Raw genomic sequence first — 15,371 nt, forward strand, 5'->3', positions numbered from 1 at the left:
TTTTTATCAGGCGTCGGCCGGAAGCCGGATGGCCGCCGCCAATTCGCTCTTTTCCCACGGTTTGCCGAGAATGACCAGACCTTCGGCCTCGCCGTGCTCCTCGGTCGAGAAGCCGCTGACCAGGATCACCTGCACCTCCGGCCGTGTCGCGCGCAGATGGCGGGCCAGCGTCAGGCCGGAGACGCCGGGCATGACGATGTCCGACACCACGAGGCGCAAATCCTCGATCTGCCCGGCCAGTTCCATCGCCTCCTCGCCGCTGGAGGCCTCGATCACCGACAGCCCGAGGCCGATGAGCTGCTGGCGCAGCACGAGGCGCACGTCGTCGTCGTCCTCCACCACCAGCGCCAGCATGCCGCGGCAGCCGGAGGGCAGGGCGCCCGCCGTGACCGGACCCGGCGTGTCGTCGGGGATGGGCGCCTCCCCCTCGGGCAGCAGCAGGGTGATGGACGTCCCGGCGCGCGGCGCGCTGTCGATGCGGATGTAGCCGCCGGACTGCTTGACGAAGCCGTAGACCATCGACAGGCCGAGGCCGGAGCCCAACGCCTTGGTGGTGAAGAACGGCTCGAAGGCGCGGGCGGCGGCGCCGGGGGCGAAGCCGTTGCCGGTATCGCGCACCTGGATCTCCACGTAGCGGCCGGCGGCCGGCGGCTCGTCGAAGTCGCCCGCCGCCGGGTCGGCGCAGGGGCGCACCGCGATGGTCAGCGTGCCGCCGTCCGGCATGGCGTCGCGGCCGTTGAGCGCGAGGTTGACCAGCGCGTTCTCCAGCTGCATCGGGTCGGCGACCGCCCAGGCGGCGTCCTCCGGCCCCGGCGTGGCGAGGGCGATCGAGGCGGGCAGGGAGCGGCGCAGCAGCACCGCCGTCTCGCGCATCAGCGTGCACACCTCCACCGGCTGCGGCTTCAGCGGCTGCCGGCGGGAGAAGGCGAGCAGGCGGGCGGTGATGTCGGCGCCGCGGCGGCTGGCGCGCTGGGCGGGCTCCAGGTAACCGTTCAGCTCATCGAGGTCGGCGAAGCGCTCGCGCGCCACCGCGAGGTTGCCGAGGATGATGGTCAGCAGGTTGTTGAAGTCGTGCGCCAGCCCGCCGGCCAGCTGGCCGACCGCCTTCAGCCGCTCGGCCTCCTCCAGGTGGCGCTGGCGCTCGGTCTCGTCGGTGACGTCCAGCGTCAGCACGAAGAAGCCGAGCACGGCGCCCTCCGCGCCCTGCTGCGGCAGCACCGTGTTGCGGGTGATCAGCGGCCGTCCGCCGAGATCCACCGTGTATTCGAAGACGGTCGTTTCGCCGGTGCGGGCGCGCTTCAGCGCGGGCGACAGGTGGTCGTAGGCGTCGGCGGTCAGCGCCTCGCGCAGGCGGCGGCCGAGCACATGGCCGCGCCGCGTGTGCGGCAGTTCGCTCCAGCGCCGGTTGACGAAGCGCAGCCGTTCGTGGGCGTCCAGATAGGCGATGGCGGCGGGGATGGCGTCGAGGATCAGGCGCTGCCGCGCCTCGGCGTTCTCCAGGGCGGCGGTGCGTTCCTTGACGCGGCTGTCGAGGGTGGCGATGTCGTCCTTCACCCGGCGCACCATGCCGTCGAAGGTGGCGGCGAGATCGCCGATCTCGTCGTTGCGGACGATGCCGCTGCGGGCGTCGAGGTTGCCGGCGCGCACCTGCGCCGCGGTGTCGGCGAGCCGGCGCAGCGGGCTGACCAGCCGCCGCGCGCCGAAATAGCCGAGGCCGCCGCCCACCGCCATGATGACCAGCGAGACGGCGAACAGCCGGTTGCCCAGCTCGGTCGAGGAACTGCGCAGTTCCTCCTCGTAGACGCTGGAGGCGATGTACCAGTCCAGGCCGGGCTCGTGGCGGACCCAGGTGATCTTCTCGTAGGCGTAGTTGTTGGGATCGCTCGGCTTGTCCCAGAGGTAGCGCAGGTAGCGGTTCTCGTGCGCGGCGCGCATCAGCGCCTCGCCGATGAAGGCGCCTGTGGAGGGGTCGCGCAAGTCGCCGAACGCCGTCCCCTCGATGTTGGAGTTCGGGTGGATCAGCATCCGCCGCGTGGAATCGAAGATGTAGACGTAGCCGGTGCGCGCGATGCGGATGTTGCGCAGCGCCTGGCGCAGGTCCTCGATGGCCTCGCCCATGCGGCGCTCGATCACCGCGTCCATGTCGTCGAGGTAGGCGCCGGCGCCGATCACCAGCCCGTGCCGCTTCAGGTCGCGGAAGTACGACATCTTCTGCGCCCGCGGGTCGGCGGCCGTCTCGCTGCCGGGCCGCTTCCAGGGGTAGGTGTGGTAGCCCTCGCCCTCGCGCCGCGCCCGCTCGATGATGGTCGGCACGATGTAGCGGCCCTGCTGGTCCTGCAATTCCGCGGCGCTCTGGCCGATCCAGTCGGGGTCGGCGTGCGACAGCAGCACGGCGTCGTAGTTGGTCAGCCAGATGTAGTCGTCCTTGCCGGTCCTGAACGCCCTGAGGCCGTCGTAGATCAGGCGCTCCGCCTCGGCGCGGGTGATCTCGCCGCGCTCGTGGCGGTCGAGGACGTAGTCGATGTAGCCGGCGGCCAGCGCCACCCGGGCCCGCATCTCCGACTTGAAGGTCTCGATGATGGTGGTGCGCTGCTCCTCGATGTTGGAGCGGATGCGCCCGACCATCTCGTGCACGTTGTCGAGGATGGTGCGGCTGGCGTCGAGTTCGATCTGGTACGCCTTCTCCTTCACCAGCGGCACCGACAGCAGGTAGTAGGCCGAGGAGAACAGCACGACCACCAGCAGCACGCTGGAGAACAGGCGGAGGAACAGGCGGGAGTGGGCCATGGCGCAGGGCTCGGGACGCGGACGGCCGGACTGTGGACCCGATGGCCCCGCGGCGGCAAGGGATATGCAAACCCTCCCCCAGCCCCGCTGGGGGAGGGAGGGGCCCACGAAGTGGGAGGGTGGGGGCTACGGCTTGTCCAGGAGGCCGCTGCCCCCACCCAACCCTCCCCCGCCGGGGGCGGGGGAGGGCTGAGCCCGATCTGCCGCAAATTTTTGCAGCCGACACAATTCGTCACAATTGGGGGAAAATCAGGAAACAATGGGTTGGTAGGAACATCCCCTATTAAAACCAAGTTTCGGGGGAAACATGTCCGATCCTGTCTACCAGCGGGTTCGCCAGAATCCGAAGTTCCAGGCGCTGGTCCAGAAGCGGGGACGGCTGGCTCTGGTCCTGTCGCTGATCGTCCTGGTGTCCTACTACGCGCTGATGATGGCCGTCGCCTTCGCGCCCGACGCGCTGCGCACGCCCATCGGGCAGGGGTCGGCCATCTCCATCGGGTTCCCGATCGCCGCCGTCATCATCGTCATCTCCTGGCTGCTGACCGGCGTCTACTCGTACTTCGCCAACGGCGAGTTCGAAGACCTCAACAACCAGATCGTGGCGGAGAGCGAGCGATGAGCAAGGCCTTCCTCAGCGCGCTCGCCGCGGCCCTGCTGGCCGCCGGCCCGGCGCTCGCGGCCGGCGACATGGGCGCCACCGCCAAGCAGGCGATCAACCCGACCGCCATCGCCATGTTCGTGGCCTTCGTCGGCCTGACGCTGGCCATCACCTACTGGGCGGCCAAGCGCACCCGCACGGCGTCGGACTTCTACACGGCGGGCGGCGGCATCTCCGGCTTCCAGAACGGGCTGGCCATCGCCGGCGACTACATGTCGGCGGCGACGCTGCTCGGCCTGTCGAGCATGGTGTACCTGACCGGCTTCGACGGCGTGGCCTACATCGTCAGCTTCTTCGTCGGCTGGCCGATCATCCTGTTCCTGATGGCGGAGCGCCTGCGCAACCTGGGCCGCTTCACCTTCGCCGACATCGCCTCCTACCGCCTTGATCAATCCAAGGTGCGCACCTTCGCGGCGATGGGCTCGCTGACCGTGGTGTGCTGCTATCTGGTGGTGCAGATGGTCGGCGCCGGCCAGCTCATCAAGCTGCTGTTCGGCCTGGACTACGCGATCGCCGTGGTGCTGGTGGGCGTGCTGATGGTGATCTACGTCACCTTCGGCGGCATGATCGCCACCACCTGGGTGCAGATCATCAAGGCCTGCCTGATGCTGGGCGGCGGCCTGCTGCTGCTCTTGCTGGTGCTGGTGCAGTTCGGTTTCAGCCTGGAGACCATCGCCGCCAAGGCGACGGCCGCGCACAAGGCCGGCGTGAAGATCATGGGCCCCGGCGCGCTGCTGGCCGACCCGGTGTCGACGGTGTCGATGTCGCTGGGCCTGGTGTTCGGCACCTCGGCGCTGCCGCACATCATGATGCGCTTCTTCACCGTCCCGAACGCCAAGGAGGCGCGCAAGAGCGTGTTCGTGGCGTCGGGCCTGATCGGTGCCTTCTTCCTGGTGGTCGCCATCCTCGGCATGGCCGCGATCTCCATCGTCGGCACCGACCCGAAGTTCTTCGAGGGCGGTGTGGTCGGCGGCAAGCTGATCGGCGGCAACAACATGCCGATCATGCACCTGGCCCAGGCGATGGGCGGCGACCTGCTGCTCGGCTTCATGTCGGCGGTGGCCTTCGCCACCATCCTGGCGGTGGTGGCCGGCCTGGCGCTGGCCGGCGCGTCCTCCATCGCCCACGACCTCTACGCCCGCGTCATCATGAAGGGCAAGGCGTCCGAGGCGCAGGAGATCCGCGTGTCCAAGGCCTCCTCGCTGGCGCTCGGCGTCATCGGCGTGGTGCTGGGCATCCTGTTCGAGAAGCAGAACGTCGCCTTCCTGGTCGGCCTGACCTTCGGCATCGCGGCCTCGGCCAACTTCCCGGTGCTGATCCTGTCCATGTACTGGAAGGGCCTGACCACCCGCGGCGCGCTGTGGGGCGGCCTGGCCGGCCTGATCTCGGCGGTGACGCTGGTCATCCTGTCGAAGACGGTGTGGGTCGCGGTGATCGGCTACGCGCAGCCGATCTTCCCGTACGAGCACCCGGCGCTGTTCTCCATGTCGCTGGCCTTCCTGGTGACCATCGTGGTCTCCAAGCTGGACAGCAGTGCCCGCGCCAAGGCGGAGATCGCCGCCTACGAGGACCAGTACGTCCGCTCGCAGACCGGCATCGGCGCCGCCGCCGCGTCGGCGCACTGATCCGAAGGTACTGTTCAGGAAGGGCCGGGGGCGGCGACGCCTCCGGCCTTTTCTTTGCATTCAATGCGTCTCGCGGCCGCATCGCGGCCGGCGGCGTTCTGCGGTATGAGTGGAGCGTTGCGCAACTGGTCCTTCGGTGTTTGTTGGGTGACGTGACCACCAACGAAACATGCCCGCTGCGGCTGGCGGGGTACTCCTGCCAGGGGTGCACGTCGGAAGGCGCGCCCTTCTGCACCCGGACCCGCGCCCCGGCGTACAGCTACGTCGCCGCCTTCGCGCTGCTCGGCATCCTGGTCGCCATCTTCGTCGTCTCCCTGCACGTCTATTTCCCGGCGCACCGGTAGTTCAGGTTCCCAATCAACCACCCTTCGAAGGGTTATTGACAAGCGTCGCCGCGCCGGGTAGATGAGAATGATTATCAGTTGCGCACTATACGAAAGGGGGACCACAGCGGTGACGACGGACAACGCCGACCCAGGGGCGCAGCGCCCCGGCGGGGACGCCCACGCGGGGCCGGGCGCGGTGGAGGTGGTCGAGGCCGCCGACCTGCTGCGCGGCGCCACCGAGATCGTCATCCGCCATGCGGGCCAGAACTACCGCCTGCGCATCACGCGGGCCAACAAGCTGCTTCTGATCAAGTAACGCCTCCCTCCGCCCCAGCCAGCCAGCGCCTTGCGCGCGAGCCAGCCAGGCCATCGTCCAACGCCCATCCATGGACCTGACCCATGCTCGCTTCGCGCTCGCTGCCGTATCTGGCGCCCTTGCCGTTCGTCCTTCTGCTTGCATCCCCCGCCCTGGCCGCGGATGACGCGGTCCAGGTCGGGCCGGTGTCGGTCACCGCCACCCGTTCGGAAAAGTCCGTCTACGACACGCCGCAGACCGTCACGGTGATCGGCGGGGAGGAGCTGGAGCGCCGCAACCAGGGCAGCCTGCGCGACATCACCCGCTACGAGCCGGGCATCGACGTCGGCAACCAGCCGGCGCGGGCGGGGGCCACCAACTACACGATCCGCGGCATCGGCGAGAACCGGGTGCGGGTGCAGATCGACGGCGTGCGCGTTCCGGATTTCCCGGAATCCAACGTCGGCCCCGGCACCTACACCCGCGACTTCGTCGATCCGGAGACGCTGAAGCGGGTGGAGATCGTGCGCGGCCCGGCCTCGGCGCTGTACGGCAGCGACGCCATCGGCGGCGTCGTCGCCTACGTCACCAAGGACCCGGAGGACTATCTGGCCCGCGTCGGCAAGGATTGGGCGGCGCTGGTCAAGGGCGGCTACGACTCCGCCGACAACAGCCTGTCCAAGACGATGGTCGCCGCCGCCCGCGCCGCCTGGGCCGACGTGATGGTCGCCTACACCCGCCGCGACGGCCACGAGGTCAAGCCGAACGGCAGCGTCGCGCCGAACCCGCAGGACTTCGGCTCCAACAACGTGCTGGCCAAGCTGGTGGTGCGGCCGACTGAGTCCGACAAGCTGCGCTTCACCGTGGAGTCCTTCCAGCGCCGCACCGAGACCGACCTGCAGAGCGAGCGCACCGCCACCGTGCTGAGCAGCCTGGGCGACGACAACACCAAGCGCCTGCGCCTCAGCGTCGATCACGTCCACACCGCGCCCATCGGCTTCATCGACCGGCTGGAGTGGCGGCTCTACACCACCCGCGTCACCCGCGACGAGGACACCGAGCAGCTGCGCCGCAGCGGCACCACGCTGTCCCGCCGCATGACCAACCTGGACTTCCGCCAGTCCATCGTCGGCGGTGATGTGCAGGCGACCAGCGAGGCGACGCTGTTCGGGCTGAAGAACACCTTCACCTACGGCGCCAGCCTCGACCGCGCCGAGACCAGCCGCCCGCGCGACCGCTACGAGACCAACCTCGCCACCGGCGCCGTGACGCGCAGCTTCTCCGGCGGCCCCGGCGTGCCGGCGGAGGTGTTCCCGAACAAGAACTACCCGGACACCACGACCATCCAGGCCGGCGCCTACGTGCAGGACGAGGTGGCGTACGAGCGCTTCACCTTCACGCCGGCCGTGCGCGTCGACTACTACAAGATGACCCCGCACCCGGACGCCGCGTTCCGCACCAGCAACTCGCTGAACCGCCCGGTGCAGGAGGTGTCGGACTTCGCGGTGTCGCCCAAGCTCGGCGTCACCTACGCGCTGACCGAGCAGTACAAGCTCTACGGCCTGTACGCCCGCGGCTTCCGCAGCCCGCCGTTCGACAGCGCCAACAACGGCTACGTCAACGGGCCGCAGCGGTACGAGATGCTGCCCAACCCCGACCTGAAGGCGGAGACCAGCCACGGCTTCGAGACCGGCCTGCGCGGCCGCTTCGCCGGGGGCAGCAACTTCGGGGTCAACGCCTTCTACAACCTGTACGACGACTTCATCGACAGCCAGGTGATCGGCACCCGCAACGGCATCACGCAGTACCAGTACCGCAACCTGCCGCAGGTCGAGATCTGGGGCCTGGAGGCGCGCGGCGAATGGCGCCTGAACCCCGAATGGGCGGTGTTCGGCACCGCCGCCTACGCCCGCGGCAAGGACACCAACACCGGCCTGCCGGTGGACAGCGTGGCGCCGCTCACCGGCGTGCTCGGCGTGCGCTACGACCACGCCTCGGGCTTCGGGGCGGAGTTGATCGGCCGCGGCGCCGCCAAGCACGAGCGCGTCAGCTCGCCGACCTACTTCCAGACGCCCAGCTACGTCGTCGCCGACGCCACCGTGTCCTACGAGTACGACCCGACGCTGACCGTCAACGCCGGCGTCTTCAACATCTTCGACCGCAAGTACTTCGGCTACCGCGACGTGACCGGCGTCGCCGCGAACCGGACCGACCTCGACCGCTTCGCCCGGCCCGGCCGCATCGTCGGCGTCAACGCCACACTGCGCTGGTGACCCCATGACCCGTCTGGCCCTCCTCCTCGCCGCCCTGCTGTCCCTGGCCTCGCCCGCGTGGGGCAAGAGCGTGCTGTTCCTCTCCGCCCAGCCGATCCAGCCGGGCAAGTTCCAGCGCGTCCAGCCGCTGGCGGCGGAGGCGGGCCTGACCATGGAGTACCGCTACGTCGATGCGGCGGGGGCCGAGATCCGCCCCGCCGACCTGACGAAGCACGACCTGATCGTCATCGACGGCACCAACGGCAGCGCCGCCGCGCACACCAAGGCGGCGCTGGGGCCGCTGCTGCCCGGGGTGACCGTGCCCTGGCTGTGGCTGCAGCAGCGCACGACCGAGGCCGGCGGGATCCCGCCGGAGACCGCGAAGCTGCTGCACACCTACTACCTGAACGGCGGCAAGGCGAACTTTGCCGCCTTTCTGTGCCAGCTCGACCGCGCGGTGCTCGGCACGGCGGGGCCGGCGTGCGCGCCGCCGCAGATCTTCCCGGAGACCGGCATCTACCACCCCGGCTACGCCGGCCGCGTCTTCGCCGACCCGGCCGCCTTCCTGGCCTGGAAGGGCGTCAAGCCGGCCGAGCGCCCACCGGTCGTCGGCATCCTGTTCCACCAGGCCTACCTGGGCGCCGAGTTGACCGGCTTCCTCGACGGGCTGGTGGCGCGCATCGAGGCGGGCGGCGGAGTCGCCATGCCGCTCTATGTCCCGGCCATGGCGAACGGCGAGGTCGAGCGCATGGCCCACGTCGGCGGCGAGCGGGTGCTGGACGTGCTGATCAACACGCAGATCGTCCTCAACGCCGACGGCCGCAAGGCGGAGTTCGAGCGGCTCGGCATCCCCGTGCTCCAGGCCATGCCCTACCGCAAGGGCGAGCAGGCGGACTGGGAGCAGGACACCGCCGGCGTCTCCACCACCGACATCCCCTTCTATCTGGCGCAGCCGGAATACGCCGGCATCAGCGATCCGATCATGGCCGCCTTCACCCGCAAGGCGGACGGCGACGTGGTCGCCATGGACGCGCAGGCGCGCACGGTGGTGAACAAGGCGCTGGCGCTGACCCGCCTGCAGCGCCTGCCGAACGCCGAGAAGAAGGCGGCAATCCTGTTCTGGAACTACCCGCCGGGCGAGAAGAACCTCGGCGCGTCCTTCCTCAACCTGCCGCGCAGCCTGGAGAGCACGCTCGACGCGCTGAACGCCGCCGGCTACCGCGTGGACACGCGCGGCGAGGAGGCGCTGGTCGAGGACCTGACCGCGCTGCTGTCGCCCTTCTACCACGACGACGAGCTGGAGGACCTGCTGAAGCGCGGGCTGGCCGAGGCGTTGCCGATCGCCCGCTACCGCGCGTGGTTCGACGCCTTGCCGCAGGGCGTGCGCGACGCGGTGACCGGGCGCTTCGGCGATCCGGAGAAATCCGCCATGGCCGCCGAGGTGGACGGCGAGCGCGTCTTCGTGGTGCCGCGCCTGAAGCTCGGCAACGTCACGATCCTGCCGCAGCCGCCGCGCGGCGAGAAGTTCGACGACCGCGAGAAGGCGATGTACCACGACACCAAGGTGCCGCCCTCGCACTTCTACCTCGCCACCTACCTGTGGGCGCGCGAGCAGTTCGGCGCCGACGCCCTGATCCACTACGGCACCCACGGCACCGAGGAGTGGCAGCCGGGCAAGGAGCGCGGGCTGTCGGTGTACGACTATCCGTACCTCGTGCTCGGCGACACGCCGGTGCTCTACCCGTACATCGTCGACAACATCGGCGAGGCCCTGCAGACCAAGCGGCGCGGCCGGGCGGTGACGGTCTCGCACGCCACGCCGTCCTTCGCGCCGGCCGGGCTGCACGGCGACATCAACCGGCTGCACGACATGCTGCACAGCTGGCTGAACATGGACGACGGCGAGGTCAAGACGAAGACCGCCGCCGACCTCCGCGCCCTGGTGGTCGAGCTGAAGATCGACAAGGACATGGGCATCGACACGGCGGTCATCGACCGCGACTTCCGGGCCTTCGTCGATTCCCTGCACAACCACCTGCACGACCTGGCGCTGCAACAGCAGCCGCTCGGCCTAGCGGTGTTCGGGCAGCCGGCGGACGCGGATCTGCGGCTGTTCACCGTGATGCAGATGCTCGGCCGGCCGCTCCTGAACGCGCTGATGCCCGACGACCCGGAGGAGATGGTCGTCACCGATTACACCAAGCTGCGCGACACCGAGGCGTGGCGCCTGCTCGACCGCCACGTCCGCAACGGCGAGCCGTACGCCGGCAACCCCACGGTGGCGGAACTGCTGGAGAAGGGCCGCGGCTTCTGGCTGGCGCTGTCCGGCGGCAAGGAGAACGAGGGGCTGCTGGCCGGCCTCGCCGGGCGGCTGGTGCCGACCTCCTACGGCGGCGACCCGATCAAGAACCCGGACAGCCTGCCGACCGGCCGCAATCTCTACGGCTTCGACCCGTCGCGCGTGCCGACCAAGCAGGCCTGGGAAGCCGGGCGCGAGGCGGCGGAGAAGCTGATCGAGCAGCACCGCCAAGCGCACGGCCGCCATCCGGAGAAGCTCGCCTTCACCCTGTGGTCGGTGGAGACCATGCGCCACTTCGGCATGCTGGAGGCGCAGGCGCTGGCGGTCATGGGCTTCCGTCCGACCTGGGACGCGGGGGGCCGCATCACCGGCGTCGAGGCGATCCCGGCGGCCGAGTTGAAGCGCCCGCGGGTGGACGCGGTGATCTCCGCCACCGGCCTCTACCGCGACCACTTCCCCAACGTCATGAAGATGCTGGCCGAGGCCGCCAGGAAGGCGTCGGAGCTGGACGAGCCCGGCAACGCCGTCGCCGCCAACGCCCGCCGCATCGAGACGGCGCTGCTCGGCCAGGGCGTGCCGGCGGCGGAGGCGAAGCGGCTGGCGCAGACGCGCGTGTTCTCCTCGGAGTCCGGCGCCTACGGCACCGGGCTGGACGACGCCACGCTGGCCTCGGACAGCTGGGGCACCGGCAAGGACGGCAAGGAGGATCGCGCCGAGGGCGACCGCAAGCTGGCCACGCTCTACCTCAACCGAATGCAATTCGCCTACGGGACGGACGAGTCCAAGTGGGGCGAGAAGCCTCCGGTGAACGCCTTCGCCGAGCACCTGAAGGGCGTGGACGGCGCGCTGCTGTCGCGCAGCTCCAACCTCTACGGCATGCTGACCACCGACGATCCGTTCCAGTACCTGGGCGGCATCGGGCTGGCGGTGCGCCAGCTGACCGGCAAGTCGCCGGAGCTGTACATCTCCAACCTGCGCGAGACCGGCAACCCGCGCACCGAGACCGCCGCGGGGTTCCTCGCCAGGGAGATGAAGAGCCGCTACCTTCACCCCGGCTGGATCTCGGAGATGCAGAAGCAGGGCTACAGCGGCACGCTGGAGATCCTGGACACCGTCAACAACCTGTGGGGCTGGCAGGCGACGGCGCCCGAGGTGGTGCGCGACGACCAGTGGGACGAGCTGAAGGCCGTCTACGTCGACGACAAGCTGAACCTCGGCATCAAGGAGTGGTTCGAGAAGAACAACCCGCACGCCCAGGCCCAGGTCATCGAGCGCATGCTGGAGGCCGCCCGCAAGGAGTACTGGCACGCCGACCCCAAGGACGTGGCGCAACTGGCGCAGCGCTGGCAGGAGCTGGCCGAGCGCTACGACGTCACCACCGACAACAGGAAGTTCCAGGCCTTCGTCGCCCAGGCCGCCGGCTTCGGCCTGAGCGACGCGGCACCCCCGGCGGAGGCCGTGCCGGCGCCGCCGGAACCCGCCGCCCAGCCCCAGCCGCAGGCGCAGCCCGTCCAGGGCCAGAAGCTGGAGAAGCAGGAGCAGCCGGCCGAGCCAGCGCTCTTCCCCTGGTCGATGCCGGCGGCCGTGCTGATCACCCTCCTGGCCTTCGTCGCCGGGGCGCGCCGGCAGTCGCGCCGTCCCTCGCGCCTCTTCGTCTCACAAGGACTCTGAGCCCATGCAAGCCTCCATCGAGACCATCCTGTACCAGGCCAGCCAGCTGTTCATGCTGCCGGTGCTGCTGGCGGTGGTCGTGCTGTTCCTCTACGCCTTCTACGCGCTGGGGGCGTTCCTCTGGCAGGCGCGGCAGCGCTGGGCGGGGGAGGGGGCCGGGTTCGACCTGCTGGCGACCTGGTGCGACGATCACCGCCTGACCGCCACCGAGTTGGAGACCCTCGCCTTCAAGCGGCTGGAGGCGCCGCGCATCGCCACCCGCGTGGCGCCGATGCTGGGCCTCGTCGCCACCATGATCCCGATGGGCCCGGCGCTGAAGTCGCTGGCCGACGGGCAGCTGGCGGCGGTCAGTGCCAACCTGACCGTCGCCTTCTCGGCGGTGATCCTGGCGCTGCTGGCGGCCTCCATCACCTACCTGATCGTCAACGTCCGCCGCCGCTGGTACGCCGAGGAGCTGCTGGAGATCGAGCACCGCCGCACCGGCCGCCCCGACATCCAGCGCGCCAACGACGCGCCCGAGGCCGTCTACGCCCTGGCCCAGGGGGACGCGACGTGAGCCAGAAGCTGCTGGAGGACGCCGAGGCGGACGACCCGATCCTCTCCGTCGTCAACCTGATCGACGTGTTCCTGGTGATCATCGCGGCGCTGCTGCTGGCGGCGGCGAACAACCCGATGAACCCGTTCAGCGCCGACAAGGTCACCATGATCAAGAACCCCGGCCAGCCGAACATGGAGATCGTCGTGAAGGATGGCGAGAAGCTCGAGCGCTACACGTCCAGCGGCAGCGTCGGCCAGGGCGAGGGCACCAAGGCCGGCGTCGCCTACCGCCTGAAGGACGGCTCCATGCTCTACGTGCCGGAGTGAGGTGAGACCATGGGCATGCGGTGGGACGACCTGACCTTCGCGCAGCGCTTCGCGGTGTGGAGCCTGCGCCTCTGGCTGGCCGAGCGGCAAGGCGACGAGACCGCGTGCGGCCGCTGCGCCGCCGCCTTCGCGGTCGCCGGGGCGCCGGAGGCGCGGCAGGCGCTCGACCGGCTGATGCGCTGCGTCGACAAGCTGCCGTCCCGCCCGGTCAGGCTGGCGCCGGTGAACCAGCCCTCGCTGTCGGACGACGAGGCGCTGCTGCTGCGCGCGCTGGCCGTGGCGCAGGCTGGCGGCCGGGTCGACGGGCGGTTGATGCTGCGGCCGATGTTCCGTCCCGACGAGTGCCGGACCGTGCAGCGGCACTGCGCCGACTACGCGCGGGCACTCGGTTCCGTGGGGCTCGATCTGGCGGGGGCGGCATGAGGGAGTTCGTGATCGAACGCACGGCCGCCTCGGCCGCGCTGAGCAGCAACGAGCGGCTGGTGCTCTGGGGCATGCGCGCCTGGATGGCCGGCGTGAAGGCCGAGGTGGCGGTGACCGACGCGCTGGCGCGGACCTTCGCCGACCTGGGCGCCGAGGCCGCGGTGCCGACGCTCGATTCCACCATGGCGCTGCTGCACGCCGCCGGGGTGAACGTCTTCCACCACCCCTGGTGCCGCTGCCTGGGCGACGAGGAGCGGCTGCTGCTCGACGTCCTGGCGCAGCACCAGCGCGGCGAGGACGGGGCGGCGCTGTTCCTGACCCGCCTGCTGCTGCCGCCCAGCGGGGCGCGGCTGCTCGGGCCCGGGCTGCACGCGCTGGCGATGGCGCTGCTGGCCTGCGGCGTCCGCCTGACCGGCGGGCGGACCCGCTCGATGCCCGGGACCGGGCTGGCGCACTGGGCGCCTTCCACCATGACGTTGCAGTAACCGAGGATGATTTCCGTGATCGAACCGCATTCCGACCTGTCGCCCTGGGGCATGTTCCTGGCCGCCGACCTCATCGTGCAGTCGGTGATGGTCGGCCTGGCGCTGTGCTCCGTCGCCACCTGGACCGTGTGGCTGGCGAAGGGGCTGGAGCTGCGCTCCGCCAAGCGCCGGGCGCGCGCCGCGCTGGTGCTGCTGGAGGAGGCGCGCGGCCTCGCCGACGCGGCCGAGCGGGTCGGCTTCGCCGGCGGCCCGGCGGCGGCCTTCGTGCGCGCCGCGGTGGCCGAGGCGCACCTGTCGGCCGGCGCCCACGGCGAGGGCCTGAAGGAGCGCGTCGCCTCGCGCCTGGAGCGCATCGAGGCGGAGGCCGGGCGGCGCATGACGCGCGGCACCGGAATCCTCGCCACCATCGGCTCGACGGCGCCGTTCGTCGGGTTGTTCGGCACGGTGTGGGGCATCATGAACGCCTTCGTCGGCATCGCGAAGACGCAGACCACCAACCTCGCCGTGGTGGCGCCGGGCATCGCCGAGGCGCTGCTCGCCACCGCCTTCGGGCTGGTCGCGGCGATCCCGGCGGTGGTCGTCTACAACGCCTTCGCGCGGTCGATCACCGGCTACCGCGGGCAGCTCGGCGACACCTCGGCGTCGGTGCTGCGGCTGGTCAGCCGCGACCTCGACCGCGGCGCGCTGCGCCACCTCAAGGCGGCGGAGTAGCGGCATGGGCGTCCGCCTCGACCACGGCGACGGCGACCTCGCCGAGACCCATGAGATCAACGTCACGCCGTTCATCGACGTGATGCTGGTGCTGCTCATCATCTTCATGGTGGCGGCCCCGCTGGCGACGGTGGACACGCCGGTCGACCTGCCGGCCTCCACCGCCACGCCGCAGCCGCGGCCGGACAAGCCGCTGTTCCTCACGGTGAAGGCCGACCAGTCGCTGGTGCTCGGCGAGGCGCCGGTGGAGCGGGCGGCGCTCGCCGCGGCGCTCGACCAGACCACCAACAGCGACCGCGGCCAGCGCGTGTTCCTCCGTGCCGACCGCAGCGTCGACTACGGCGCGCTGATGGAGGTGATGAACGCGCTGCGCGCCGCCGGCTACCTCAAGGTGGCGCTGGTCGGCCTGGACGCCGGGACGCCGCCGTGACCCTGGTGTTGCCCACCCTCGACACGCCCGACCTCGATCCGCCCGGCCGCGGGCGCTGGACCGCCAGCCTGTGCGCCGTGCTGGCGCTGCACGCCGCGGCGGCGGCCGGGCTGGCGACGTGGCACGCCTCGCCGCCGCCCACGCCGGAAGCGGCGGAGGCGATCATGCTGGACATGACCCCGGCGCCCACGCCGCCGGCTCCCGAGCCGGCGCCGGAGCCCGTCCCCGAACCGGTGCCGCAGCCGGTCGTCGAACCCCCGCCGCCCGAGCCGCCCCCGCCCGAGCCCACGCCGCCGGACCCCGAACCGCCGCCGCCGGAGCCGATCCCGGTCCCCATCCCGGAACCGCTGCCGCTGACCGAGCCGCCGCCGGTCGCCGAGGTCGAGGTGCCGCTGCCGCCGCCGCCGAAGGTCAAGCCGAAGCCGGTGGAGCACCGCCCGCCGCCCGTCAAGGAACCGCCGCCGCGCCGTGTGGAGGCGCCGCCCGTGCCGGCCGCTCCCGCCACCCCCGCGCCACCGGCCGCCCCGGCCCCCGCGGCGGCCCCC

General features: G+C 70.8%; 13 protein-coding genes and 1 pseudogene. 13 read left to right on the plus strand and 1 reads right to left on the minus strand.

All coding sequences use genetic code 11. From position 1 onward, the window contains the following. Positions 1-6: 6 nt before the first annotated feature. A complete protein-coding gene (locus tag TSO221_RS30035) occupies positions 7-2,787 on the minus strand; it encodes a cache domain-containing protein (protein WP_109122187.1) in 2,781 nt (926 codons plus the stop codon). 307 nt (positions 2,788-3,094) lie between these two features. On the opposite strand from TSO221_RS30035, the gene TSO221_RS30040 reads away from it, so the two are divergent. The 13 genes and pseudogenes from TSO221_RS30040 to TSO221_RS36130 form a co-directional block, all read left to right on the plus strand. Next, positions 3,095-3,406: a DUF485 domain-containing protein gene (locus TSO221_RS30040; RefSeq protein WP_109122188.1), complete on the plus strand. Its 312-nt coding sequence runs from the start codon at positions 3,095-3,097 to the stop codon at positions 3,404-3,406. Then, positions 3,403-5,070 carry a cation acetate symporter gene (locus TSO221_RS30045; RefSeq protein WP_109122189.1) on the plus strand — a complete coding sequence of 556 codons (1,668 nt, stop codon included), beginning with the start codon at positions 3,403-3,405 and terminating at the stop codon, positions 5,068-5,070. The genes TSO221_RS30040 and TSO221_RS30045 overlap by 4 nt, the downstream gene beginning before the upstream one ends. Positions 5,071-5,222: 152 nt before the next feature. Further along, a complete protein-coding gene (locus TSO221_RS30050) occupies positions 5,223-5,414 on the plus strand; it encodes a hypothetical protein (protein ID WP_146208944.1) in 192 nt (63 codons plus the stop codon). Between the two features lie 109 nt (positions 5,415-5,523). Beyond that, the gene (locus tag TSO221_RS30055; protein ID WP_247878332.1) at positions 5,524-5,712 is read left to right on the plus strand and encodes a hemin uptake protein HemP; all 189 of its coding nucleotides are present in this window, start codon (positions 5,524-5,526) and stop codon (positions 5,710-5,712) included. Between the two features lie 83 nt (positions 5,713-5,795). After that, positions 5,796-7,964 (plus strand): TonB-dependent hemoglobin/transferrin/lactoferrin family receptor, encoded by a 2,169-nt coding sequence (locus tag TSO221_RS30060; RefSeq protein WP_109122192.1) that lies wholly within the window; start codon positions 5,796-5,798, stop codon positions 7,962-7,964. Between the two features lie 4 nt (positions 7,965-7,968). Further along, on the plus strand, positions 7,969-11,913 hold the full coding sequence (cobN, locus tag TSO221_RS30065; RefSeq protein ID WP_109122193.1) for a cobaltochelatase subunit CobN: 3,945 nt from the start codon (positions 7,969-7,971) through the stop codon (positions 11,911-11,913). A gap of 4 nt (positions 11,914-11,917) precedes the next feature. Further along, positions 11,918-12,469 carry a MotA/TolQ/ExbB proton channel family protein gene (locus tag TSO221_RS30070; protein WP_109122194.1) on the plus strand — a complete coding sequence of 184 codons (552 nt, stop codon included), beginning with the start codon at positions 11,918-11,920 and terminating at the stop codon, positions 12,467-12,469. Next, positions 12,466-12,777: a DUF2149 domain-containing protein gene (locus TSO221_RS30075; RefSeq protein ID WP_109122195.1), complete on the plus strand. Its 312-nt coding sequence runs from the start codon at positions 12,466-12,468 to the stop codon at positions 12,775-12,777. The genes TSO221_RS30070 and TSO221_RS30075 overlap by 4 nt, the downstream gene beginning before the upstream one ends. A 9-nt stretch (positions 12,778-12,786) precedes the next feature. Next, positions 12,787-13,200: a hypothetical protein gene (locus TSO221_RS30080; RefSeq protein WP_109122196.1), complete on the plus strand. Its 414-nt coding sequence runs from the start codon at positions 12,787-12,789 to the stop codon at positions 13,198-13,200. An 8-nt stretch (positions 13,201-13,208) separates the two neighbouring features. Continuing rightward, positions 13,209-13,685 carry a hypothetical protein gene (locus tag TSO221_RS30085; protein ID WP_146208945.1) on the plus strand — a complete coding sequence of 159 codons (477 nt, stop codon included), beginning with the start codon at positions 13,209-13,211 and terminating at the stop codon, positions 13,683-13,685. A 6-nt stretch (positions 13,686-13,691) separates the two neighbouring features. Continuing rightward, entirely contained in the window at positions 13,692-14,396 is a 705-nt protein-coding gene (gene exbB, locus TSO221_RS30090) for a tonB-system energizer ExbB (RefSeq protein WP_109122198.1), read from the plus strand. Positions 14,397-14,400: 4 nt separating this feature from the next. Continuing rightward, positions 14,401-14,826: a TonB system transport protein ExbD gene (exbD, locus tag TSO221_RS30095; protein ID WP_109122199.1), complete on the plus strand. Its 426-nt coding sequence runs from the start codon at positions 14,401-14,403 to the stop codon at positions 14,824-14,826. Then, positions 14,823-15,371: pseudogene (locus TSO221_RS36130) on the plus strand (energy transducer TonB); the annotation flags it as partial. The gene exbD and the pseudogene TSO221_RS36130, both read left to right, overlap by 4 nt.

The organism is Azospirillum sp. TSO22-1 (genome assembly GCF_003116015.1).
Classification (GTDB): Bacteria; Pseudomonadota; Alphaproteobacteria; order Azospirillales; family Azospirillaceae; genus Azospirillum.